The organism is Massilia sp. Root133, from assembly GCF_001426525.1.
GTDB lineage: Bacteria > Pseudomonadota > Gammaproteobacteria > Burkholderiales > Burkholderiaceae_D > Telluria > Telluria orientalis.
In genome coordinates this window covers 456,253-480,160 of the sequence record NZ_LMEW01000033.1, presented here as the reverse complement: position 1 = coordinate 480,160, position 23,908 = coordinate 456,253, and the positions used below count along the sequence as shown (strand labels likewise).

19 protein-coding genes, 3 tRNA genes and 3 pseudogenes are annotated in these 23,908 nt (G+C 59.1%); 12 read left to right on the top strand and 13 right to left on the bottom strand.

The features are described from left to right. The 5 genes and pseudogenes from tuf to ASD28_RS24605 all read right to left on the bottom strand — a co-directional run. Positions 1-1,061, bottom strand: a pseudogene (gene tuf / locus ASD28_RS24620) (elongation factor Tu); the annotation flags it as partial. A 1-nt stretch (position 1,062) separates the two neighbouring features. Further along, a partial coding sequence (locus ASD28_RS32955) for a GTP-binding protein (protein ID WP_229412420.1) occupies positions 1,063-1,286 on the bottom strand: 224 nt, incomplete at its 3' end. 81 nt (positions 1,287-1,367) lie between these two features. Next, positions 1,368-1,442, bottom strand: a tRNA-Thr gene (locus ASD28_RS24615). 11 nt (positions 1,443-1,453) lie between these two features. After that, positions 1,454-1,527 (bottom strand) — tRNA-Gly (locus ASD28_RS24610). Positions 1,528-1,567: 40 nt separating this feature from the next. Further along, positions 1,568-1,652 (bottom strand) — tRNA-Tyr (locus ASD28_RS24605). 203 nt (positions 1,653-1,855) lie between these two features. Between ASD28_RS24605 and ASD28_RS24600 the strand changes: the two genes are divergently transcribed. After that, positions 1,856-5,095 carry an EAL domain-containing protein gene (locus tag ASD28_RS24600; protein ID WP_056134746.1) on the top strand — a complete coding sequence of 1,080 codons (3,240 nt, stop codon included), beginning with the start codon at positions 1,856-1,858 and terminating at the stop codon, positions 5,093-5,095. Here ASD28_RS24600 and ASD28_RS24595 read toward each other — a convergent pair. The 4 genes and pseudogenes from ASD28_RS24595 to ASD28_RS24580 all read right to left on the bottom strand — a co-directional run bounded on the left by ASD28_RS24595 (position 5,061) and on the right by ASD28_RS24580 (position 10,747). Then, entirely contained in the window at positions 5,061-6,650 is a 1,590-nt protein-coding gene (locus ASD28_RS24595; protein WP_082577326.1) for an HDOD domain-containing protein, read from the bottom strand. The genes ASD28_RS24600 and ASD28_RS24595 overlap by 35 nt on opposite strands. Positions 6,651-6,656: 6 nt before the next feature. Continuing rightward, positions 6,657-8,291 carry a tetratricopeptide repeat-containing response regulator gene (locus tag ASD28_RS24590; protein WP_056134742.1) on the bottom strand — a complete coding sequence of 545 codons (1,635 nt, stop codon included), beginning with the start codon at positions 8,289-8,291 and terminating at the stop codon, positions 6,657-6,659. Positions 8,292-9,263: 972 nt separating this feature from the next. Next, positions 9,264-9,455, bottom strand: a pseudogene (locus tag ASD28_RS33390) (J domain-containing protein); the annotation flags it as partial. A 143-nt stretch (positions 9,456-9,598) separates the two neighbouring features. Further along, on the bottom strand, positions 9,599-10,747 hold the full coding sequence (locus ASD28_RS24580; protein ID WP_056134738.1) for a class I SAM-dependent methyltransferase: 1,149 nt from the start codon (positions 10,745-10,747) through the stop codon (positions 9,599-9,601). A gap of 42 nt (positions 10,748-10,789) precedes the next feature. On the opposite strand from ASD28_RS24580, the gene ASD28_RS24575 reads away from it, so the two are divergent. The 6 genes and pseudogenes from ASD28_RS24575 (at position 10,790) to ASD28_RS32080 (ending at position 17,633) form a co-directional block, all read left to right on the top strand. Next, positions 10,790-11,611 (top strand): SDR family oxidoreductase, encoded by an 822-nt coding sequence (locus tag ASD28_RS24575; protein ID WP_082579186.1) that lies wholly within the window; start codon positions 10,790-10,792, stop codon positions 11,609-11,611. A 36-nt stretch (positions 11,612-11,647) separates the two neighbouring features. After that, a complete protein-coding gene (locus tag ASD28_RS24570; RefSeq protein WP_056134732.1) occupies positions 11,648-12,046 on the top strand; it encodes a dihydroneopterin aldolase in 399 nt (132 codons plus the stop codon). Then, positions 12,043-12,234: pseudogene (locus ASD28_RS24565) on the top strand (tRNA 2-thiocytidine(32) synthetase TtcA); the annotation flags it as partial. The gene ASD28_RS24570 and the pseudogene ASD28_RS24565, both read left to right, overlap by 4 nt. A 627-nt stretch (positions 12,235-12,861) precedes the next feature. Further along, a complete protein-coding gene (locus ASD28_RS32950) occupies positions 12,862-13,671 on the top strand; it encodes a site-specific integrase (protein ID WP_229412419.1) in 810 nt (269 codons plus the stop codon). 1 nt (position 13,672) lies between these two features. Then, a complete protein-coding gene (locus tag ASD28_RS32085) occupies positions 13,673-15,193 on the top strand; it encodes a site-specific integrase (RefSeq protein ID WP_156403815.1) in 1,521 nt (506 codons plus the stop codon). Beyond that, the gene (locus tag ASD28_RS32080; RefSeq protein ID WP_156403814.1) at positions 15,186-17,633 is read left to right on the top strand and encodes a hypothetical protein; all 2,448 of its coding nucleotides are present in this window, start codon (positions 15,186-15,188) and stop codon (positions 17,631-17,633) included. Before ASD28_RS32085 ends, ASD28_RS32080 begins: the two co-directional genes overlap by 8 nt. Positions 17,634-18,139: 506 nt before the next feature. Here the strand turns inward: ASD28_RS32080 and ttcA are convergent. Beyond that, a complete protein-coding gene (ttcA, locus tag ASD28_RS24560) occupies positions 18,140-19,081 on the bottom strand; it encodes a tRNA 2-thiocytidine(32) synthetase TtcA (RefSeq protein ID WP_082577323.1) in 942 nt (313 codons plus the stop codon). A 741-nt stretch (positions 19,082-19,822) separates the two neighbouring features. Beyond that, positions 19,823-20,416: a hypothetical protein gene (locus ASD28_RS32075; RefSeq protein WP_156650941.1), complete on the bottom strand. Its 594-nt coding sequence runs from the start codon at positions 20,414-20,416 to the stop codon at positions 19,823-19,825. Positions 20,417-20,483: 67 nt separating this feature from the next. Here ASD28_RS32075 and ASD28_RS32070 point away from each other — a divergent pair, with 67 nt between their 5' ends. Together ASD28_RS32070 and ASD28_RS24550 are read left to right on the top strand one after the other, a co-directional pair. After that, positions 20,484-20,792 carry a hypothetical protein gene (locus ASD28_RS32070; protein WP_156403938.1) on the top strand — a complete coding sequence of 103 codons (309 nt, stop codon included), beginning with the start codon at positions 20,484-20,486 and terminating at the stop codon, positions 20,790-20,792. A gap of 43 nt (positions 20,793-20,835) precedes the next feature. Continuing rightward, positions 20,836-21,231, top strand: a complete 396-nt coding sequence (locus ASD28_RS24550) for a hypothetical protein (RefSeq protein WP_156403937.1) — start codon at positions 20,836-20,838, stop codon at positions 21,229-21,231. Positions 21,232-21,344: 113 nt separating this feature from the next. Here the strand turns inward: ASD28_RS24550 and merR are convergent, their stop codons facing one another. Beyond that, complete coding sequence (gene merR, locus ASD28_RS24545) at positions 21,345-21,743, bottom strand: Hg(II)-responsive transcriptional regulator (RefSeq protein WP_056134719.1); 399 nt, start codon at positions 21,741-21,743, stop codon at positions 21,345-21,347. A gap of 67 nt (positions 21,744-21,810) precedes the next feature. On the opposite strand from merR, the gene ASD28_RS24540 reads away from it, so the two are divergent. From ASD28_RS24540 to ASD28_RS32945, 3 genes are read left to right on the top strand one after another with little or no spacing between them, the layout of a single operon-like run. Next, positions 21,811-22,155, top strand: coding sequence for a mercuric transporter MerT family protein (locus ASD28_RS24540; protein ID WP_056134716.1), 345 nt, complete (start codon positions 21,811-21,813; stop codon positions 22,153-22,155). Positions 22,156-22,167: 12 nt separating this feature from the next. Next, positions 22,168-22,443, top strand: a complete 276-nt coding sequence (gene merP, locus ASD28_RS24535; RefSeq protein WP_056134713.1) for a mercury resistance system periplasmic binding protein MerP — start codon at positions 22,168-22,170, stop codon at positions 22,441-22,443. A 4-nt stretch (positions 22,444-22,447) separates the two neighbouring features. Further along, a complete protein-coding gene (locus ASD28_RS32945) occupies positions 22,448-22,660 on the top strand; it encodes a GDCCVxC domain-containing (seleno)protein (protein ID WP_082577552.1) in 213 nt (70 codons plus the stop codon). A gap of 230 nt (positions 22,661-22,890) precedes the next feature. Here ASD28_RS32945 and ASD28_RS24530 read toward each other — a convergent pair whose 3' ends face one another. Next, a complete protein-coding gene (locus ASD28_RS24530) occupies positions 22,891-23,832 on the bottom strand; it encodes a cation diffusion facilitator family transporter (protein ID WP_056134856.1) in 942 nt (313 codons plus the stop codon). Positions 23,833-23,908: the final 76 nt, after the last annotated feature.

The window sequence follows — 23,908 nt, the reverse complement described above, 5'->3', positions numbered from 1 at the left end:
GCGATGATCTTGGCAACCACGCCGGCGCCGACGGTACGGCCGCCTTCGCGGATTGCGAAGCGCAGACCTTCTTCCATCGCGATCGGAGCGATCAGCTTGACGGTGATCGACACGTTGTCGCCCGGCATGACCATCTCTTTGTCGGCCGGCAGAACGATAGAGCCGGTCACGTCAGTCGTACGGAAGTAGAACTGCGGACGGTAGTTGTTGAAGAACGGGGTGTGACGGCCACCTTCGTCCTTCGACAGGACGTACACTTCGCCCGTGAAGTCGGTGTGCGGCTTGATCGAACCCGGCTTGGCCAGGACCTGGCCACGCTGGACGTCTTCACGCTTGGTACCGCGCAGCAGCAGGCCGACGTTGTCGCCAGCTTGACCCTGRTCCAGCAGCTTGCGGAACATTTCCACGCCGGTGCAGGTGGTCTTGACCGTATCGACGATACCGACGATTTCGATCTCTTCGCCGACCTTGATGATGCCGCGCTCGACACGACCGGTCACCACGGTACCGCGGCCCGAGATCGAGAACACGTCTTCCACCGGCATCAGGAAGGCGCCRTCRACGGCACGYTCCGGGGTCGGGATGTAGGTGTCCAGRGCTTCAGCCAGGCGGATGATGCAGTCTTCGCCCATTTCGCCCTGCTGGCCTTCCAGCGCCATACGAGCCGAACCCTTGATGATCGGCAGGTCGTCGCCCGGGAACTCGTACTTCGACAGCAGTTCGCGCACTTCCATTTCGACCAGTTCCAGCAGTTCTGCGTCGTCGACCAGGTCGCACTTGTTCAGGAACACGATGATGTACGGAACACCCACCTGGCGAGCCAGCAGGATGTGTTCGCGGGTCTGCGGCATCGGGCCGTCAGCAGCGGAGCACACCAGGATCGCGCCGTCCATCTGSGCWGCRCCGGTGATCATGTTCTTGATGTAGTCGGCGTGGCCCGGGCAGTCGACGTGTGCGTAGTGGCGGTTGGCCGTTTCGTACTCGACGTGCGCGGTGTTGATGGTGATGCCGCGTGCTTTTTCTTCCGGAGCCGCGTCGATCTGGTCGTAGGCCTTGGCTTCNCGGTTGGCCGTTTCGTACTCGACGTGCGCGGTGTTGATGGTGATGCCGCGTGCTTTTTCTTCCGGAGCCGCGTCGATCTGGTCGTAGGCCTTGGCTTCGCCGCCGAATTTCTTCGACAGRACGGTTGCGATTGCCGCCGTCAGGGTGGTTTTGCCGTGGTCAACGTGACCGATSGTGCCGACGTTCACGTGCGGCTTGGTCCGTTCGAATTTTTCCTTTGCCATTCTAGACTCCTAAGATCCTAACGATATTGAAAATTACCAGGCACACCTGACGGTCGAAACAGCCGACAGCCGTTTAAATTCTGGTGCCCTTGACGTGGATTGAACACGTGGCCTCTCCCTTACCAAGGGAGTGCTCTACCACTGAGCTACAAGGGCTGATTTGAAACTGGAGCGGGTGAAGGGAATCGAACCCTCGTCATAAGCTTGGAAGGCTTCAGCTCTACCATTGAGCTACACCCGCGAGGTACCACCCATTCGATTCACTACACGATCAACGCTATTGGTGGTGGGGGCTGGATTCGAACCAGCGTACTCAGAGAGGGCAGATTTACAGTCTGCTGCCTTTAACCACTCGGCCACCCCACCGCGAAGAACCGCAGAGTATGAAGCAAGATAACAACTTCGTCAACTGTTTTTGCTTGTACTGATCAAACTCAAACAGTGTCGTTGCTTCGGGGCGTGATTGTAACGGCCGCAGTACAACTCCGCAAGGGCTGTTTGCAAGAATCCCTGCAGAGCGGTCCAACCATGCGTTTGCGCGTACACTGTATTGACGTCAGAGGCCCCCCATGGACCAGCATCGCACCGGCAATCACGAAGGGCACGGGCTTCGGCTGTGGCTGGCCAACCTGGCGACCATTGCCGTCTATATCGGCACCCTTCTCCTCAGCCGCGCGCTGGCCCTGCCCGCGGGCTATGCAACGCCCGTATACTTGCCGGCCGGCGTCGGATTCGCCTTGAGCGTCGCGTTCGGCTGGCGCGCCCTCCCTGGCGTCGCCATCGGCGCGTGCCTGTCGCACCTGCCCGACGGCTGGATGGACCCCGACACCGCGCCCGCGACCGCGGTCCTCGCGACGACGGTCGCCACGCTGGGCTCGCTCGTGCAGGCCTGGCTGGGCGCCCGCTGGTTCCGCCGCTTCGTCGACCCGGCCCTCGGCACGGCGCGCGACGTCGCCCGTTTCCTCGCGCTGGCACCGGTGTTCTGCCTGATCAACGCCACCGCCAACGTGTCCGCCCTGTACCGGCTGGACGTGATAACGGCGGCCGAACGGGCGCCGAACTGGATCAACTGGTGGGCCGGCGACACCGTGGGCGTCCTGCTGGCCGCCCCGCTCGTCTGGATCGTGTGCGGCCAGCCGCGCCGGCTGTGGCGCCGGCGGGCGCGCCTCGTCGCCCTGCCGCTGCTGCTGGCGGCCGGCGTCGTCATGGCCGCCTACGAGCAGACCGTGCACTGGGAGCACCAGCAATACCTGCAGGCCTACCGCCTGAAGGCCCAGCAGGTGGCCGACGAGCTGCAGGCCGAGCTGCGCGAGCACGAACGCTTCGTCGGCACGTTCTCGCGCACGCTTGCGGCGGAAGACCGGTTCATGCACCGCGCCAAGTTCCTGAGCATCGCCAGCGGCTACGTCGACGGCCGGCCGGAGATCGCCGCCATCAACTGGCTGGTGCCCGTCACGCTGGCCGAACGCGCGGCGTTCGAGACGTGGGTACGCACGCACGTCGATCCCGCGTTCGCCGGCGTGCGCGACGTGACGCGGACACAGGGCCTGCATCCGGCCGGCCAGCGCGCGCAATACCTGCCCCTGCTGTACACCTGGCCCCCGTCCAATGCGCGCATCCGCGGCGCGGACTTCCTGACGGCGCCGGGGCGCACGGAAGCGGTGTCGCGGGCGCTGGCCGGCACGGCCGCGGTGGCCACCGGCCCGGTCCAGCTGGTGGGGAGCGGCGCCATCGGCGTCTCCCTGTACCGCGCGGCCGGCGCGCCCGGCCAGCCGCCGCTGGGGGTATTGGCCCTGATCCTGGATGCCCATGCTTTCGTCCGGCAGGCGGTCCTGCGCGCCGGCTTCTCGGGCTTCGACATCAGCCTGGCCGATACGACCGACCGCGGCGCGCCCGTCGCGCTGGTGGGCACGCCGGGCCGGCACGTGGTCAGTGGCGACTACACCGTGCCGCTCGCGTACGGCGGCCGCACCCTGCAACTGCGCTTCACGCCCACGGCCGCCTACATGGAAGGCGAACGGGGACTCGCGAGCTGGATCGTGATCACGACCGGCCTGCTGCTGGCTGCGCTGCTGGGCGCGCTGATGCTGATCGTCAGCGGCGAACGCGCCCAGATCGAGGCCCAGGTGGCGGAGCGCACGGCGCGCCTGCAGGCCATCCTGGACAATGCCGCCGACGCCATCGTCACCGTCGACGCGCGCGGCACGGTGCTGTCGGCCAACCGCGCCACGGCCGCGCTGTTCGGCTACCCGCCGAATCACCTGCCCGGCCTCGCGTTCACGACGCTGGTGCCGGGCCATGGCGACGAAGACAGCCTGAGCCTGCTGGCGCGCCTGGCCGGCAGCAGGCCCGACGAACGCCAGCTGGACGGCCTGAACGCACGCGGCGAGCCGCTGCCGCTCGCGGTGGCGGTGTCCATCGTCGACCTGGCCGGGGAGCGCCTGTACGTGTGCATCCTGCGCGACCTGACGGAGCAGCAGCGCGCCCAGGCGCGCATCCACCGCCTGGCCCACCACGACCCGCTGACGGGCCTGGAGAACCGCCATGCGCTCGGCATGCGCCTGGAACAGCAGCTCGCCCAGGCGCGCCGCACCCGGCAGCCGCTGGCCGTGCTGTTCATCGACCTCGACCACTTCAAGAAGATCAACGATTCGCTCGGCCACCAGGCCGGCGACGAACTGCTCGTGGGCGCGGCCGCACGCATGAAGGACCTCCTGCGCGACGTCGACGCCCTCGCCCGCCTCGGCGGCGACGAATTCATCATCGTGCTGTGCGGCCCCCTGTCTCCCGACAGCGTGAGCGCGGTGGCGGTGCGCCTCGTGGCATCGCTGCAGCAGCCCTACCGCCTGGCCGGCACGACGGCGCACAGCGGCGCCAGCGTGGGCGTGGCCCTGTTCCCCGAAGACGGCCACGATGCGGACACGCTGTTGCGCCACGCCGACATGGCGATGTACGCGGCCAAGCGCGAAGGCCGCGGCAATTTCCAGTTCTTCTCGCCCGCCATGAACGCGGCCACGCACGAGCACCTGCTGCTGGAAAACCGCATGTGGGCGACGCTGGAGAACGGCGGCTTCGACGTCCACCTGCAGGCCCAGGTCGAACTCGAGACGGGGCGCGTGATCGGCGCCGAGGTGCTGCTGCGCTGGCACGACCCGGAGCTGGGCAGCGTGGAGCCCGGGCGCTTCATCCCCATCGCCGAGGAATCGGGCCTGATCCTGCCGCTCGGCGACTGGGTGCTGGCGCGCGCGATGGCCCTGCTGGCCGAGTGGCGCGACGACGGCATGGATCACCTGCGCCTGGCCGTGAACCTGTCGGCGCGCCAGTTCAGCGGCGGCGCGCTGCTGTCGCGCCTCGACGAGCTGCTCGCCGAGCACGGGATCGACCCGGCGCGGATGGAACTGGAGATCACGGAGACGGCCGCCATGCGCGACCCGGAAAACACGCGCAGGCTGCTGCTGCAGCTGCGCGCGCGCGGCTTCAAGCTGGCCATCGACGACTTCGGCACGGGGTATTCGTCGCTGGCCTACCTGAAGCTGTTCGCGATCGACCGCATCAAGATCGACCGCGGCTTCGTGCGCGACATCGAGACGAATCCGAACGACGCCGCCATCGTCGACGCGACCATCGGCCTGGCCCATGCGCTCGGGCTGGGCGTGATCGCGGAAGGCGTGGAAACCCTGGCGCAATGGGGCTTCCTGCGCGACCGCAACAGCGACGAGGCGCAGGGCTACCTGTTCGGGCGGCCGATGCCGGCGCGCGAATTCCGTGAGTTCGTCAGGGCGCGAGCGCAGCCAGTACCTGGCCCTTGAGCGCCTTGATGAGGGCCGTCTCGTCGGGCGGCACACCTTCCGGCGCGGGCTCCGTGCGGTCGGCATAGAACAGGCCCAGCTGCACCTTGCCCACCACCAGCGGCAGCACGATGAAGCTCTGCGCGTCGGGCAGCAGCGCCTTGTGCCAGGCCGGCAGCAGGTCGCGGATCTTGGCGCCGCGCGCGTCCGAGATCATGAGGTCGGCGTCGTTTTCCATCGCCAGGTAAAACAGGTCGCGCGCGCTCCTTTCTCCGGCGGGCGCCAGCGGAAACGTGAAGCCTTCCTGCACGCGCGCCTGCGCGAGCCCGAACGATGCGCGGGCCCGGTACTGGCCGGCGCGCACGTCCTTCAGCACGACCGTCGCGAAGCGGAAGCCCAGCGCCGTGTACAGCGTCTCCAGCACGGCCATGACGACGTCGTTGACCTTGTGCCGGCCGGACGCGCGCATCTGGGTGACGTCCTGCACGCCCGCCAGCAGCAGGTCGCGCGCGTTCTTCGGCTTGCCGCTCGGGTACGTGCCCTGCGCTTCCTCTTCCCCGCCGAGGGTCGCCAGCAGCAGCACGTTGGGCAGGCCGCCCTTGTCTTCCTGCGGCGCGCGGCGCGGCATGGGTTGCAAATTCATGCTCTGCAGGAGGCTCGTCATTTCGAACGCGACCGTCTCGAACAACTCGTCCAGCTCGGCCGCGCCGAGGTTCAGCGCAGTGCCGTAGCGCGCCAGCAGCGCCTGCGCTTCCGGCGCGTCGGACGGCGTGGGGGTCCTGCCCATCAGGCGCGCCACGTCCAGGCTGAACGACGCCACCTGGCGCATCCACTCGCTGCGGTTGACGGCCAGCTTGAGCGCCCCTGCCTCCAGCGGGCGCTGGGCATGCACGATCACGCCCGGGATCTTCCACTCGCCCAGCACGGCTTCGGACAGCGCGTCGAAGCCGCAGCCGAGGATCATCTGCGCGGCCTGTGCGGACGTGTGCTTGCCGGTCGCCAGCAGGGCCTGGATCTCGCGGTAGCGGTCATGCTCGTGCGACGCGACCAGCAGCGCGCCGAGATTCTTGAACAGCGCGCTGATCGATGCTTCCTCCGCGCCCTGGTAAAAGCTGTGGCGCGCCATTTCGCGCCCGACGAGGCTCGCGCACAGCGACGCTTCCAGTTCCATGCGCACGCTGTACGCATGGTCGCTGCTGGCCAGCGCGTCGACGAGCAGCATCGCCAGCGCGACCGTGCGCACGTTGTCGAAGCCCAGCAGGGAAATGGCGCGCGACACCGTCGTGACGGCCGTGCCGGCTGCCGTGCGGTAGCGGACCGTGTTCGCCAGGCGCAGGATGCGCTGCGTGAGCGCGACGTCGGACAGCACGTAGTGCGCGAGATCGTGGGTGCCCTGGTCTTCCGATGTCGCCATCTGCACGACGCGCGCGATGGCGCTGCCCAGCGCGAACATGTCGTCGTCGCCGCACACCTTCTGCAGCAGCGCGGCGCGCACGCGGCGGCCCCCGTCCGTCGGCTGGAACGACGCGGCGTTCGTGTTGGGATTGGAAGCGGCGCTCCCGACTGCAGGAATCATGATCGCTCAGCCGGCCCTTTTCGGACGCGGGCCCTTGTCATATTTCTTGAGAATTTGATGGTGCAGCCCGGCCAGCGCCGGCAGCTTCGGGTTGACCGGATCGAGGCGGCGCACGCCGGCGATGTAGGCCAGGGCCTGCTGGCCGAGGCGCTCGTCCCAGCCTTCGTGGTCCAGGCATTTCAGGATCGCCAGCGCGGCGTTGAACACGACCTGCGGATTGTCCGGCAGCTTGGTCGCCGCTTCCTGCATCAGCACGACGGCGCCCTTGTAGTCGCCGCTCTTCGCCTTGGCGGCACCGGTGGCGACGAGGTCGACGACCTGCTGGCGGCTTTCCATGGCGAGCTTCTGCGCCGTCTCGGCCTGGCCCGCGTTTTCGAACACGGCCATCGCGCGCGCCACCGCGGCGCCGTTCTGCGCATTGCGCATCACGTCGCGCACGATCTCGGCGGCGCCCTCCTCCATGCCGTTCTCGATGCAGGTGCGCGCCAGTTCCAGCTTGATCTCCGGGCGCAGGTCCGGCGCGTCCTGGCTGGCCGCGAGGGCCGCCGCCAGCGATTCGGCCAGGCGCGCCTCGTTGCCCGTGTATTCGTGCACGAGGCTCGACGCGATGGCGCTGCACAGCGGCGTGTGCTTCTGGAACGCCATCGATTTGTCCAGGTCGCGGATGACGGCCGCGGCCTGCACCGGGTCCCCCTTGCGCACGAGGGTCTGCACGAGGCGCACGTGGTCCTGCGGGTCCTTGAATTCGGAATACTTGGCCTTGCTGACGACCTGCTTGAGGATCTTCTCGGCCGTATCGTGGTCGCCCGCCTCCAGCGCCGTTTCGCCCAGCTTGCGCAGCCGGCGCACCGCGTGCGGGGAGACTGTCACCGCCTCCGTCAGCACGGCCTGCGCCGCATCGAGCGCGCCGGCCGCCTCGTGGGTGCGCGCGAGCCAGTCGTAGGCGTCGACGAAGTTCTTGTTGGCGTCGACGAGGTCTTCGAGCATCTCGCGCGCTTCGTCGTAGCGCTCGCGCAGGAACAGCGTCTTGGCCAGGCCCAGGCGCGCCCAGGCGATCGCCTTGGTCTCGACGAGCTGGCGGTAGAGCGGCTCCGCTTCGTGCGGCTCGCCGAGGAACATGTGCAGTTCGGCGCGCAGGCGCATGAAGTCGACGAGGTAGCGCGGATAGCGTTCTTCCCCGTCGAGGCAGGCGGCGATCGCCTCGCGCTGGTTGCCCGCCTCCATCAGGTCGTACACGGGCAGCAGCGCATTTCTCCGTTCCAGCCCGCGCGCGATGCGTTCGAGCAGGCGGTCGGCCGTGAACGGTTTCAGGACGTAGTCGGTGGGGCCCAGTTCGGCGGCGCTGACGACCTTGCCGTAATCGCCTTCGGCCGTGACCATGAAGAACATGGTCGACAGCGGCATGAGCTTGTGGTGGCGCACGTCCTCGAGCAGCTGCTGGCCGTCCTGGCCGCCTTCCAGCGCGTATTCGCACAGGATCAGGTCGTACTGCTTCAGGCCGAGGTGCTTGACGGCCTGATTGGAGCTGCCGACGTGGTCGATCTTGCTCAGGCCGCACATGTTCAGCATGTTGTGGATCGTCGAGCGCATCCCGGCGTGCGGCTCGATGATCAGGGCGTTGAGGCCGTCAAGTTCGTTCATGTCCCGGTTTTCCGTGTGTGCCTGCGATGGGCTGGCGGGCTGCATGGGCCCGTGTGGTCTACCGAGTATATTACGTCCAGGGAACTAAATTCTTGAATTTCACCCACCATCAAACCGGCGAAATGTCGCGAAAAACCACACTTTCGGTTATCAGGCGCCGGGCTGGCGTGCGGCGGCCTGGCGCAGCGGCGCGCGGTGGCCGGGGGCGCATTCGGGGCGGGCACCGCCGATCATGATGTTTTGGTAACGGACTTCGTACTTGCCGGCCGCGAGTTTATCGATCAGGAACTTGGCGCGGCCCAGCACGTAGGCGTGGCGCACGTTCGAGCGGCGGTCCAGGTCGTAGATCTTGACCAGCACAGGCGACGGATTGTTGCTGTTGTCGACCAATACCTGCATCTCGTCGCCCTGGTTGCCGAGCGGATAACCGTCGATGTAGCCGGACTGGGCTGGCCACGGATCGCCCGTCGGTGCGACCTGGGCCTGCAGGTCGGTGTCGCAATCGGGTGCGCGGGCCGGGACGATCAACTGGGTCACGCCGAGGGCCTTGATGTCGGGCGGCGCATCGGCCTGCCCGGCGGGCCGCGCCCAGCCGTCGGCGCTGGCGTCGCTGCCGAGGGGGTCCGGCGGTGTGTTCGGCGTAGAGGCGGAGGCAGAGGCAGAGGCCGACGCGGAGGCCGCTGCGGGTGTTGCGGCCGCAGGCTGGGCTTTCCCCGGCCAGGCCAGCGCGCTCGGCAACATCTTCGGAGGATCGAGCAGGACGATGGCCAGCGCACCGCCTCCCGCGAAGGAGGCCAGCATCAGGCCCCACCAGCGCGGGTCGCGCAGCACGCGCCAGCGCGACGGCGCCGCGACCTGGCGCGGTTCCCAGTGCCCGTCGCCGCGCGGCTTCTCGCGGCCATCCTCGCCATGGGAACTTTCCAGCCACTCGACTTCCCACTCTTCCGACGCGATCCACTCGTCGTGTTCCTTGCGGCGCACGGGATCGGACAGGATGTTGTAGGCCGTATTGACGATGGCCATGATGCGGGCGGCGCGCTCGTCGCCCGGATTCTTGTCGGGGTGATATTTCTGACTCAAGGCCTTGTAGGCCGCGCGAATGACTTCCTGCGGTGCGTGGCGCGACACCTTCAGGTTGTCATAATGGGTATGGATCTTGGCCATGGGTCAGGGTCGGGTTGCACAGGGGCGCCAGCTGCTTCAATATTAGCCGATTCGTTCTTTAACGGCAGAGGCAAAGGACAGCCTGCCGTACGGGCGGCATTACAGCATAGCCGGGTTTGTGTCCACAGCGCAAGATGTCAGTATCACAACTTGTGGCTGCGATCGGCGCGCTCGATGGCGGGGTCGAGCGCGACCCCGCTGCCGACGATGAGTACCTTGAACAATTCCCCCATTTCGGCCGGCGAGACGAGCTTCTGCACGGCCTTCGACTGCGGCAGGTAGCGCAGCGCATCTTCCGGGTCCGTCTTCAGCAGCAGCTCGCCGATGCCCGCCGCCAGCAGGAAGGCCGCCTGGCTCATGTAGCCGAGCACGTCCAGCCCCGCGCCGTGGGCCGCCAGCGCCATCGCCGTGAAATCGACGTGCGCCGTGATGTCCTGCAGGCCCGGCAAATAAAACGGGTCCGGGTGCGCATGGTGGCGGTAATGACACATCAGCGTGCCGCTCGTGCGCTCGTCGAAATAATATTCGTGGGCCGGGAAACCATAGTCGATCAGGATCGCGGCGCCCTTGCCTTTCTCGAACATCTGCGCCAGCGAGCGCATGAAGCCGCAGGCGACCGGGTGGACTTCGGTGAGATAGCCGTCCTGCAAGGTGTCGGCGTCGGGAATCTGGCGGCCGATCTGGTCGAGCAGTGCCGCGTCCGGCTCTGCGGGCGTGAAGGCGAAGCGGCCGTCTTCTACCGTCACCACCTGGCGCAGCCAGCGGCCGCCGTCACGCACGACGAGCTCGACCGGCATCGCGTCCAGTACTTCGTTGGCGAGCACGACGCCGTGGAACGCCACGGGAAAATCGTGCGTCCAACGCACCTGCGGGAAATCCTTCAACGCTTCCTGCTGGCGCGCGCGCAATTCGCCCGACAGTTCGATGATCGTATAACTGTCGACGCGCACGCCCAGTTCGGCCAACGCCGTCAGGACGTCATAGGCGAGTTTGCCCGTGCCGGCGCCGAATTCGATAATGTCAGGGGCACTTTGGGCCATAATAGCGGCTGCCGCGCGCGCCAGCGTGGCACCGAACAGCGGGCTGATCTCGGGCGACGTGGTGAAATCGCCATCGCGGCCCAGCTTCGCGGCGCCGCCGCTGTAATAGCCGAGATTCGGCGCGTACAGTGCCAGTTCCATGAACCGCGAAAACGGGATGGCGCCGCCCTGGTCGGCGATCTCGGCAGCGATCATGCGCTGCAGGGCTTGGGACGCGGCCAGCGCGTCGCTGGAGGGAAGAGGTAAGGACATCCGGCCATTGTAGCGAGAATCGGCAGCGACCCACAAACCACGATGACACAGACATTTTCGACGCCTGACCCAGTTGGCACATCCCTGGCCCGCCCGCACGCGGGACGCGCGCGCGTGGCCCTCGTCACGGGCGGCGGCCGGCGCATCGGGCGCGCCATCGCGCTTGGCATGGCCGAAGCCGGCTGGGACGTCGCCGTTCACTACCGCCAGTCCGCACAGGATGCCGACGAGGTCGTCGCGGCGATCCGCGCCCTGGGCCGGCGGGCCGTCGCGCTGCATGCGGACCTCGCCGACGAGGCGGCCGTACGCGCCCTGCCCGGCCAGGCCGCGCACCTGCTGGGCGGGCTGGATTGCATCGTCAACAACGCGTCGTTGTTCGAATACGACAAGCCGGACGCCTTTTCTCCGGCCCTGCTGGCCGCCCACATGCAGTGCAACGTGGGCGCGCCGCTGCTGCTCGCGCAGGCCTTGCACACGCTGGTGCCGGACGGCGGCCAGGCCGTCGTGATCAACTTGCTCGACCAGAAACTGTACAATCTCAACCCGGATTTTTTGTCGTACACGTTGTCGAAGGCGGCATTGCAGACGGCGACCACGATGCTGGCCCAGGCGCTGGCACCGACACTGCGCGTCGTCGGCATCGCGCCCGGCATCACGCTCGTCTCGGGCGACCAGAGCGCGGACGGCTTCGAGCGCGCGCACAAGGTCACGCCGCTGGGACGCTCGTCCACGCCGCAGGATATCGTCGACGCCGTGTGCTACGCGGCCAACGCGAAGGCGCTGACCGGCACCACCCTGCTCGTCGACGGCGGCCAGCACCTGATGCCGCTGGCGCGCGACGTGATGTTTTTGACTGAAGACTGAATCAACCCCGTCCTCCTCTTATTTCGAAGGTTTCCTATGTTGTCCGCCCTGTTCTACCCGCAGCTGCGCGATTGCCGCAGGCTGTTCCTGCGCAATTACGAAGTCATGATCAACATCGGTGTCCATGAGTTCGAAAAGAAGGGCGAGCAACGCGTCCTGATCAATGTCGACCTGTACATCCCGCTCGCCCTGTCGACGCCGAAGGACGATCAATTGCACGAAGTGGTCGACTACGACTTCATGCGCGAGACCATCGCCAGGCGCATGGCGCAGGGCCACGTGCATCTGCAGGAAACCCTGTGCGACGACGTCGTGAAGGCGATGCTGGCGCACCCGAACGTGCGCGCGGCCCGCGTGTCGACGATGAAGCCCGACGTGTATCCCGACTGCGAAGGCGTCGGCGTCGAAGTGTTCCAGATCAAGGATGAAGCATGAATGAAGTAACGATGGCGCGCCCGTCCGAGGCCCTGCCCGACGCCGCCGACAAGAAGGCCGAGAAGCTGGCCTACGAAAACAACAAGCTGCACAAGCGGCTGTGCCGGCTCGTCGGCCAGGCGATCGGCGATTTCAACATGATCGAGGACGGTGACAAGGTCATGGTCTGCCTGTCCGGCGGCAAGGATATGTGCATACTTCAGAGAACGTAAAGATCGGCTGTTGGTCTCAGGTCGGCGCGTCTGCAAGCCCTTTACAACCGCGAGATTGCCAAATATGCTGGGCTGTTAGCCTCATCCTTGCATACTTTGAAACGTCAAAATGTAAATCCCCACCTGGCTAGCAAGGTCCACTTGGTTCGGGACTTGAAGATCACGGCTGAAGGCAAGCGTGCAATTCGTAGACCACTACTCATCGACCGAGAAAGTGGGCTTCTGCATGAACTGCCTACTGCATACGCCCTCCGGAGCTTAGGCAAGCTGGCTCTCAATACACAAATCTCGTATCTTTATGACCTAGCGTTCTACCTTGAATGGGTCGCGTTAAGAGTCAGCCGAGCTCCGAAATGGGTGACGCCCGAAGCAAGGATCCGATCTGGAAGGCTAGCGTTATCCCAGAAGGAGGTCGATGACCTTGCAAACTGGTGTCAGAACCGTGCAAAAGACCTAAGTCAAGTCCGGAAGCGAGAAGCCGGCGGCATACGAGTCCTCCATACAAGCGAGACAAGCGTCGACAGTAAGACAACCAATCAACGCCTAAACAACATCTGTAACTACCTGTGCTGGCTAACACGCGACATGGTTGAAGGCGCACTGATGTTGGAAGACCGTGAAATCGCAAAAAGCTCGAAATTTCAAGACTCGTTACAAAGAGCGTTCAACGCCTCAGTTAGCGGCAGAAAGTCTTCTCCTCCCATTGCAGCTCTCAGCCCCTCTGACTCACTCGCCTTCCGCCGTACTGTAGCAGCTCAAAGCACGCAGGCTTCGTCCGAGCTTGAGAAAAGAGACCGCCTGATCGGTCGACTTCTCTTAGACACTGGACTTCGCTCTGGCGAATTACTCAAGCTCCGGTGCGAAGATGTGCAAGACAATTTCGAGATCAAACCCGGAAAATTCTTAGCGGTCTTAAAGGTTATAAAAAGACCTAACGACATCCAGGATGAGCGTCTATGGGAGCCTAGCGTTAAAACGCTTCCAGGACCGATCGCTATAAGCAGAAAATTAGCAAGTGAGCTTATTCAATATATTTCGAAGGAACGTCGAGCCGCTGTCGACCGCCGAGACGCACGAAAAGAAACGCCCTACCTGTTTGTCTCACATTCGGGGCGGCAAGTCGGACTTCCCATTTCTTATCGAAATTTGAATCGAATCATAGCGAAACTGCGCAAAGCATCCGCAGTAGCGACAAAAATTTCTCCGCATACACTTCGCCATACGCACTTTACAGAGTTACGTGACCTGATGGACGCAAATGGCACCGACCCGAAAGAAGCACGTCGACTGTTGCAGGAACGAGGTCACTGGTCACCTAATTCGTCAATGCCTGATCATTATTCTCAGCGCCACTTGGCAGAAAAGCAGGCCTATTTCGTAGAAAAACGAGATCGAATTTTGGACGAAGATTAGCGTGAGTAGTTTAGAAGACTTCAACAACCCCAAATTAGTACCCACTTCTTCTCTACCGGAAATCCCTAAACGAATCAAGCTGGTAGACACGAAGTCATTTGTCAAAGTTGACGTGGCACAAATGGAGCTCAAAGGCGATGGGGGGACATCTTTCCTTCGATTAGTGGAGCGTGGCGTCAACCTATGTAGCCAAACATCATTGTGCTTTCAATACACAGTTCTGCATGCATTAAACGGCAGAAGAAAAGTTAGTACGGTGCAACGCTGGGTTGGCGAACTCGACTTATTTTTTCGAACGGTCGCCATGCAATTTGGCTCCCCGATCTCGACAATTAGCTTCCCGATGTTCAACTGGTATTCTTCCCAGAAAAATGCCTCACAACAGAAACTTCTTCGTTCAGCTCTATTATATTGGTCAAATTTGCAGCTTCCTGGAGTCGCCAGCGATTTAAAGGATTACCTCGTCACCTCAAGCTCGCCGTGTCCGAGACAAACGATAGAAATACAAAATTCAGTTGCACATGAACGCCCCTTCAAGCTTACGGAAATTCGGCGAATCTTGGCTGCCATTGATGACCTCTATATTGCCAAAGAGTTTACTCCGCAAGACAATCTGCTTTGGCGACTAATTGTTTCTGAGGCGCTTAGACCGTCCCAACTAAGACTACTTCAATTAGGCGATGTTACTTTTGAATCAGTCAATGCCGAGAAATTGTCGCGCGCAAACCTAAAGGTTCCTGTTGTAAAGCAAAGTGGCACCTCTGCGCGTGACTACATGCTTGAGGTTCGATTATCTGAGCCGATTTCTCGCGCTATGAAACAACACGTATTATCTATCGAAGACCGCTTCGGTAAACTTCCGGCTCCATCTTACCCATTATTCTGCATCACTGAACAACATGGGCGAACTACGAAACCAAAAGAAAGCTCAATCGATATTACAAGTCGAATTTCAAAAACACGAGCGAGCATTGCTCGTCATGTTGGCGACTTAGGCGATCACGAGTTCTTTACACGTCGATTTAAACACACCAAATTGACTCACTTGGCAGTTTTAGGAGCTCCAATAGATGTGCTTGCCCGCGCTGGGTATCAAACTTCGACCATCTCATTGCGCCATTACACGAACCTAACTGATGAGGCATTCGCCGAATATGAGATATTGATGACGGCGACTCATGACGACATCTATAATGCATTTAGAGGGCGCGTCATTGATGCGTCCGAAGCAACAAATCCTGATCCTTCACATAGCATTGTTTCTCCCAATCTGGAGAATACGCTTGGAGCTTGCGCCGCCGATCCCTGCAGTGCATTCGCTCCCATAGCCTGCTATTCATGCCCACGGTTCGAGGCCTTTACAGATGGCGCGCATGAAATTGTGCTTGATTTTTTGCTGGCAAGACAAAGAATGGCGAAGAGCATCGAACTTCCAGCCGAAACGATTGAGCGCGATACACATTTAATCGCGGCGGTGAAGCATGTCATTAACGAGATTGAAAAAAGGAAATCAGATGAATAAAATCGCATTTTTCCCTTTATCATTCACCTCTTCCAACATAAACCGGTTCGATAGCTTTGTGGATTGGGCTCGGCCTTTCGGGAGCGCAGGGATTAACGACATCCATAGTGAAGAATTCTTGCAATGCTCACCTTATTTCGAATGGTCTTCGCGTTTTTTTGCTCACGGGGATAAGACAACCAGATCTTGGTTTTTGAAATACGAGTTCTTAAGACGGGGACGCGTGGCATTTTCTCGGACTAGGGCTAATTCTGCCCCAACCATTCTGAATCCGAACGGCCTCATCGGCGGGAAATTCCTGCAGTTTGCAAAAGCTTATCTGAATGTTATGGCTTACTACCGCCAAAGCCGGACGCCCCTAAAACCATTAGTACAGTCACTTTCGTTTCTTGAGAAATCCTTGCGCTCTCTCCACAACGAGAATAACGACCCCACAAGAATTTCGGCTAAAGTATTTGAGGGAGCGTGTGCGTTGCTGAAGGAGGAAGGTTTCACGCCAGGCCAGCAGTACGACATCGCCAAAGAGTTGGAAATTATGGCTGGAATGCTGCAAGGTGGATATCACAGCAAAAAATTCCGATTTTCCGACAAAGGCTTTCAGTTGCTGGATCGCCCGTTTGCGTTCACATCCCCATTCCCCTCTAGACCCCGACGCAGAGCAATCACTCTTAACTCAAGCGATTTGGACGTTAAGACGCGTAGGATGACGCTTGAAGAAGTTGGGGCTGTAGGACTTGCCTACCGGAAATCGATTGCCCGCAATGGCATCCATGACATAAAAACATTCATGGCAGCTATTCCTGGATTAGCACTGACCACTGTTTCCATGCGAGTTTCTGATCTTCTTACTCTACAAAGGGACGCGCTTTATGTTGCAAATGAGAATACCGAGCGGCGCCGGATCAGGATCGGAAGACCGAAAGTCGGGGTAAGCCAAGATCTTCCGATTGCAAAAAAACTAGGAAAATTAGCCGAGGAGTTGTTTTCGACCTTATTAGCGTATTCGGCCGAGGCACACAATGCCTTACGTTTTTACACCCGCACATACGGTGATAGTTTCGCAGCAATTAGAGATGTGTATCTACCAGAAGATGTTCAACATTACTTCGATCAACCATTTTTGTCTGTGCCGGATGTCTATGCCGCGCTACGCCTTCGCTCGTCGCGCTTGGGACCAAAACAGCTTCCGGCCCGTCTAGGGAAACTCACAACGAGTTACTTTGTAGAGCAACCCGGCGACATCTGGCAAGCTGGCGGTCGTTATCTCGACAGCACTAAATTAGCCAAGATAGCCGATGTGGAAATATATTGTGTAGCGATGCATCTGGTTTCTTTCTTCCCTGATGACGTAGACCGCAACTTATATGTTAGCGGATCCACAGCTGAAAAACTTATTAAAGGTGCAGCCCTACAAAAAAAGCGTAATCTTCTAAAACCGCTATTCCACAGCGGAAAAATCGCAAAAAAGCACGTGCGGTCCGATGAGCTAAAGCAATGGCTATTGAAAGACTTCAAAGTCGAGGCTCGCTATCCACATTGGCCTTACACCACAAAAGAGCGAGCGACCCGAGTTGATGAAGCCCTGCTGGTATGGCTACAGACTGACTTCGATGCATATGCATCTGACGGAGAAATGACACGGACTTGGTGGCAACCTGTTCCAATACCAGCTACTAGTATCAATCGGTGGATTAATAGAGAGCTTGGAGGACGCCCACCTTTGCTGTTCCAACAACTCGACGTGAAGTTGAACGATAATACTTACCCTTCAATTTCGCTGCACGACACTCGTAAATTCCATCACACGCAAGCGCTCTTAGCGGGCGCTCACGAAGTCTTTATCGACGAACTGGCAGGTCGTCGAACCGGCCCGCAATCAGATCATTATGACAAAAGAACTCCGCGTGAGATCATCTTACGATCTATGGAGACATTTGATCCGGATGACGATTTTTTTGTTGTCGGCCCAATCGCCGAACAAGCTTTAAGTGTCCGCCTAACTGATCGAAAGACGTTCCTTTATGAGAATGCTGCGCCGAAGCACGTTACCGAAATTGGCGGATGTGCCACGGACTGGTCACTCGACCCATGCAAGCAATATGGAGACTGCTTGCGTTGCGACCAGCAACTATGGCGAAAGGGCGACGAAAGGCGCCTTCCGTTTATACATGACAAACTTGCATTCGCTATGAGAATGATAACGGTGGCTGAGCAACGAATAGCTAAGTATGATGAGGCTCCTCGCTCACTCGTACTGCAATTACAGCAGTTTAGAGACGATGTACAACGATGTAACTTAATCCTCTCTACCGAGAATGATGATGAAATCCCTGCAGGTGCGATAGTTACGTTTAGCGCACCCTCAGGAACAATGACGGCATCAGAACTAATCACAAAATTAGCTAAGGATGACGTTAGCTATCACAGCTTAGATAGATAAGATGACCTATGGGCATGAAGAAAATCAACACAGAAGACGAGTTAGCGATAGTCAAGCTGTTACAAAGGTGGCCTGCGTCAAAGCGTCTTAGTTGGGAAGTATTGCGGACCGCAATCATTGAGCGCGATGGAGAAGAGGTTGCCAATACATGGTCTAGGCAGGCGCTGTCGGCAAACAAGAATGTTCACAAAGCCTTTCAGGCTGCAAAGCGCCGGGTAGCCACTCCCGAGACAATGCCTGGGAAGTCGACAAGCGGTCCGGGAAGCGAGGACATTAACGCGATAAGCTCCGAGCTTGCTGAGCTACAAGCACGACATGATGCTCTCCTACTTCGGCACGCACAATTAGTGTACAACGTATCACTACTCGAGGGCGGTACCCATTTACTCGATGCTCCCATGCCAGATAACACGAGAAGCCAAGGAGGTTGAAACAAAAAACGAACGAACCTAGTGTTAATCTTAGAAAGAAGCCACGAAACCGATACAGATCCCGCAGCGTCTTCCCTAAACAAATTTAATAATACTTTGTTTCGCCGACGCTTGGTCTTCGGTATCGAAGAGTAGATCCCCCTGTTGAACGGCTTGATCCTTAGACACAAATTCCGTGAAATCAAACAGCGAGCGATCCATCATGTGTGAAGGTACCACATTCTGCATTGCCGTCATCATGCTTCGAACCCACAGCGGGTTCGTTTTTTCCCATTGATTGAGCATCTCTCGCATTGCCTGACGTTGAAGATTAGGCTGAGATCCGCAGAGGTTACATGGAATGATCGGGAACCCCATTGCAGCAGCATATTTTTTGATATCGGCTTCACGGCAGTATGCCAGCGGTCGAATAACGATATTTTCCCCATCGTCAGCCAACAGTTTGGGCGGCATACTTTTGACCGATCCACCATAGAACAGGTTGAGCATGAACGTATGCAGAATATCGTCTCTATGGTGACCTAGAGCGATCTTTGTAGCGCCTAGCTCTTTAGCTGTACGATACAAGATTCCTCGACGCAACCGCGAGCATAAAGAGCAGGTTGTTTTCCCTGGCGCAATTTTTTCCTTAACTATGCTATATGTGTCCTGCTCTATGATTTGGTAGCGAACATTGATGCTCTTGAGATACGTCGGCAAAACATGCTCGGGGAACCCAGGCTGTTTTTGATCTAAATTTACAGCAACTATCTCAAAATTTACTGGCGCAATACGTTGTAGGTGCCGCAAGGTTTCCAGCATCGTATAGCTATCAGCACCACCCGAAAGGCACACCATGACAAGGTCACCTTCTTCGATCATGTTGAACTCGATGATCGCTTTTCCTGTGGCTCGGCGGATGGATTTCTCCAGCAACTCGAACCGGTTCGAACCCTTGGTCAGTGCTTCTTTTGTAGAGTCCTGCAGAGCTTCGCCACTGGACTTTTCCTGGTGGAAATTCTTGTCTATGATGTTCATTTTCACTCTATGCCTTAGCAGATAGCTCTGCTGATATGGATGCGAGCATGTACTGCCATGCGCTTTGATGTGGGCCGTATTGTCTCATGCAGCTTCAGGGAACGGAATTGGATGTTCGCCAACCTTCGTAGCGTGACCATGCGGCTACGCGGCCTTGGAAACAGTTTCATGACCTGCTGGGGTCGCGTTCACGAGTGGATGAATGTAGAAGTCTGCGATAGGTCCGCGAGGCGATACTCTGGCGGCGTCGCGAAACAGCTAGATCGTGTAGGACAGGGCAAGCATTGACTCTACCAGCATTCCTCGCGGCGTTGCGGCGTAAACGCAGGCCGGAACCCAACGAATCGTGGCAGACTCGGTTGCAAAACCACATTCGGGTCAATTAACGTGGATTGCCATTGGTAGTGTAGGTCTCGGGCACTCAGGTTGACGACTAACGGCTGCTCATACGTAGCCAGGGCAATCCCGACTGCCAGAGGCTTATCAGACCGAGCTCGCAAGCGTTCGAGCTGCATGCTAGTCGCACGTACGCGTCGCGCATCGCACTTGGCTCCGCCGCCGATCAGGTCAGGTCGCCTAACGTATTGCGAGGTAAGGTGCCCAGTTGCCCGACCGACTTGGCCGCTGGGGTTGGATGGTTAAGCGACCCTTGGCTGGCTTCATCGATTTTGCCGGCTGAGTGCTTAGGGCTTTCCCCGGGGCGAGCAGGAAACATCTAGTGATCGGCACTTTCGAGATCGTTCACCGATCCGACTGCTCAGCTTTGTACGGGAAAAGCAGAATCCCCTGCTCAAGCAATAATTGCGTATGAGTGGTGTCCGGCGTGAGCACGACGACATCGCTGTAGACAAGACGGTAGAGATTGAGCTGACGCATCAATTCCCCTAACGAAGGCATCACGGTTTTCGCCTCGACCAGAAGCCTTTGACCGCGGCCGGTAACGTGCCACTGTTGATCATCACCCCATTCGATCTGAGGGGCGTACCACGTAATGACCAGATCGGCGTATCCCAGAATCCGAGGCAAGGAGCGTCCGTTTCCTATCTCTGGGTACTGCTCAATGACTGGCTCCAGAGTTTTCTTAAGCACGATCTCGGAGGGCTTCTCTGGCATTGGCGGCAGGTCTGCAAGAGGAACCTTGGAATGATTGATAACTCCACTCCACTTATTGCTCAATGTTTTGTAGAAGTCCCTGTCAGGAAATGCCGCCAGATACGCTCTTACCAAGTCTTCTGCATTGTTATAGGCCCAAAGTACCAAGGAGTCGTGTGATAACTTTGGCACTTCATCGTCCCATAAGCCCAGTTGAGGAATTTTTTCTCGTGCGGATGCCATAGCCTGTCGTTAGGGGTTATAAAATTTCCAAGAGTCTACTATAGTGTTATTTTGGTTAGGGGGGGCGATGTTTAAGGTCAGTTTTGTCAAAACGGTTTGGAATGGGCATAGCCCTGAAGCGTCATCGACGATGGTGTTACTGTCGCGGGAGGCCACGCTTCCTGTCGCGCCTGTACCGGGAATTGAATATTTTTGGGGCCTGACCAAACCAGAAGCGCCCAAAACGATCAGATGGGACTTTCTTAAGGAAGAATTTGTCTGCGTCATGCCCGATGAGTTCCCGGGCGATGGAATCGATGATTTCGACTTCGACGGATTGGTCAAATACCTGCTTGATGGGGAGTGGAATCCAGTCGGCCAACCCGTCAATTTATAAGCATGTTGACCAGCAAGTATCCACCAACGCAATAGAGACCGACATGGACCCAATTAGCGCCGCCTTGGCTTTTTTTCTCAAGAATCCTACGATGGCAACTAGTGCGATCGAGAAAGCGACTGCCCCAGCCATTGTCGACGTCGGCCGAATGCATGAAAGCTTCGCAGATCTTTCAAGGGGAGTACTGAAGTGCTACCACAAGACTGCGCACTACCAGGTCTCAGATGTGGTTCAACGCCCATGGCCGAGACAAGCGCAGTATGCTGCGGACAACTCGGCAGTCATTCGTATTCAATACACGGGTATCTCCGCCTCACAATACGAGATGGTAGTGGCTATTATGGTCAAGAATGACCAAGTCCGCACCGCAGTCCTGGCTGATAACGCCCTTATGCCTTACAACAAAAAGTGCCAGCTTGAGGAATGGACTGGCACCTAATCAAAGCAAGGGAACAAGTACTTCGCGTCTCTACAACTCTCCGACTACCTGCTTCAGTTGATGCAAGCCTCGCCGCAGCACCGTGGTCGGCTTCCAACTGATTTCAGCAGAAATCAATCATCGATCAGTGCCTGGATTATCGGGCAACTTGCACTCGGTTGCTCGCTGTCACAGCGCGATACCATCGTTGCGAGCGCTGTCTTCATTGCAAGCAGATCACTTAATTTAGCTTCTACCATAGCGAGCTTCTTTGCTGCCAAGTCGCGGGTGCTGGCACAGGCCTGCGAGCCTTCCAGCTTGAGCAGGCTCGCGATTTCATCGAGCGTAAAGCCAAGGAGCTGTGCCCGTTTGATGAATCGAATCCGGCGTACATCCTCGCTGCCATAGGTGCGGTAGCCACTGTAGGGCCGCGCCGGCTCATCGATCAGTCCACTTCGCTGATAGAACCGGACCGTCTCCACATTCACACCGGCGGCGCCTGCCAATCGGCTGATGGTCATTTTCTCTGTCATGCACTTGACTCCGTATATGTGTACGGAGTTTATCCTGTTTTTTGAGTAAAACCTGTTTGGAGCGAGCATGGCAATTGGAACGAAGGGATCGTTGGCTGCAGGAGTGTTAGCGGCACTTGGCGCCTCGGCATGTTGCGCCGGTCCGCTCATCTTCCTGCTGCTCGGCATCGGCGGCGGCTGGGCATCTAACCTGATTGCGTTCGAGCCCTATAGCCCCTACCTCACCGCGCTGACAGTAGTTTTTTTAGGAGCTGCCTTCTACAACTTGTACCTGCGTCGGCGCGCTTGCGCACCTGGCGACGCCTGCGCCGCTGACCGTGTCCTCAGGAACCAGCGCATCATGTTCTGGTTCGTTGCCGTCCCCGTCGTACTACTGCTGACGTTTCCCTTGTACGCCCCGCTGTTCTATTAAAAGGATTTCCCTATGCGTATTTCTACATTCATCGTCTCCGTGTTACTGAGCGGATCGGCCTTCGCCGGCACCTCAGAAACGCTTACCCTTAACGTGCAAAACATGACCTGTGCCGGGTGCCCGATCACGGTCAAGAAGGCGCTTGAACAAGTTCCTGGCGTGAGCGAGGTGAAAATCGATTTCGAGCACAAGACGGCGACCGTGCACATGGATAAGGACAAAGCCAACGTCTCCATGCTGACCAAAGCGACGGCTGACGCAGGGTTCCCTTCGACTGTCAGGAAGTGACGCGATGACCGAGGCAATTTTAGAGTCGACCCTGACCTGTCCGCACTGCGGGCACAGCAAACGAGAAACCATGCCGACTGATGCATGCCAGTTCTACTATGAGTGCGAAGGCTGTGCCGTCGTTCTGCGGCCAAAGGCTGGTGACTGTTGCGTCTTTTGCTCATACGGCACGGTGAAGTGTCCGCCGATTCAACTGGAGCGCCCCTGCTGTGGCTAACGTACGGCTTTTTGAACATCGGTGTTGTTGAAACACCTTCCTAGAGTTCCGAAGGCGGTTGACCTTGGGCAGCACCTCCGGCAGGATGCGCTCGCTGCGGCCCCCGAAGGTGCGATAGTTAGAACAGCCCACTTTTGGGTCTTGCTTGCCGGGCCCGCAAGCCAGCAATCGGGCCAGAATCAGCTATACGCTTCTCGAAGCCGATTCGTACCCGATAAAGGCTCAAATAATCAATGAGCATGTCCAGCCACAGCCACAGCCACGTCCGCACCGTACGTGTGCCCCTCCCGCGCTTGCTCACATGGCGTGTCTTCGATTTGCACAGTGCTGTGATGAATGTCGAACTTCTCCTCAAGAGCATCACGAATCCTGTCGAGTAACGCAGGCCACGATGCAGGGTTTTCACTACTCACGACGTGCACGGTAAGGCTCGGCTTACCGCTCGTAATCGCCCATACATGCAGGTCATGAATCGATGCGACGCCTTGAACCGACATAATCGCCGCCTGTATATCGGCCAGTTTGATTCCCTCGGGCACTCCCTCGAGCAGGACGTTCATGCTGGCCTTGAGCAGCGTCCAGGTGCGCGGCAGCACCCAGAGACCAATTGCGACAGCGATCGCCGAGTCAACCCAGCCCCATCCGGTATAACGAATGACGATCGCCCCGATGATGACGCCGATGGAGCCCAGCATGTCGCTCCACACCTCAAGGTAAGCCCCTTTGACGTTCAAACTATGCTCTTTGCCACCGCTGAGCATACGCATGCTGATCAGGTTGATGACCAAGCCCAGTACAGCGATGCCCAGCATCATGCCTGACTGGATCTCCGGCGGATGCCGCAGGCGCTGGTAGCCCTCGTACAGGATGTAGATCGCGACCAGGAACAGCAGGATGGCGTTAAACGCCGCAGCCAGGATCTCGAAGCGGTAGTAGCCGAAAGTGCGCAGCTTGTCCGCCGGCCGTTTGCCGATGTGGATCGCTGCCAGCGAGATCCCCAGCGCCGCTGTATCGGTAAACATATGTGCCGCATCCGAAAGCAGCGCCAGGCTATTGGTCAGGAGCCCGCCGATTACCTCGGCGATGAGAAAGACCGTCGTCAGCCCCAAGGCGAACCATAGTGGCCGTTCGCTTTGCCCCACGTTGACGGCGTGCGAGTGTCCAGAACCCATCATTTGCTCCTTCCGTTGTTATCACTACCCTCGCCGTCCAATCAATCGATCGGGCTAGCGGCGTTGCTTCCTTCGA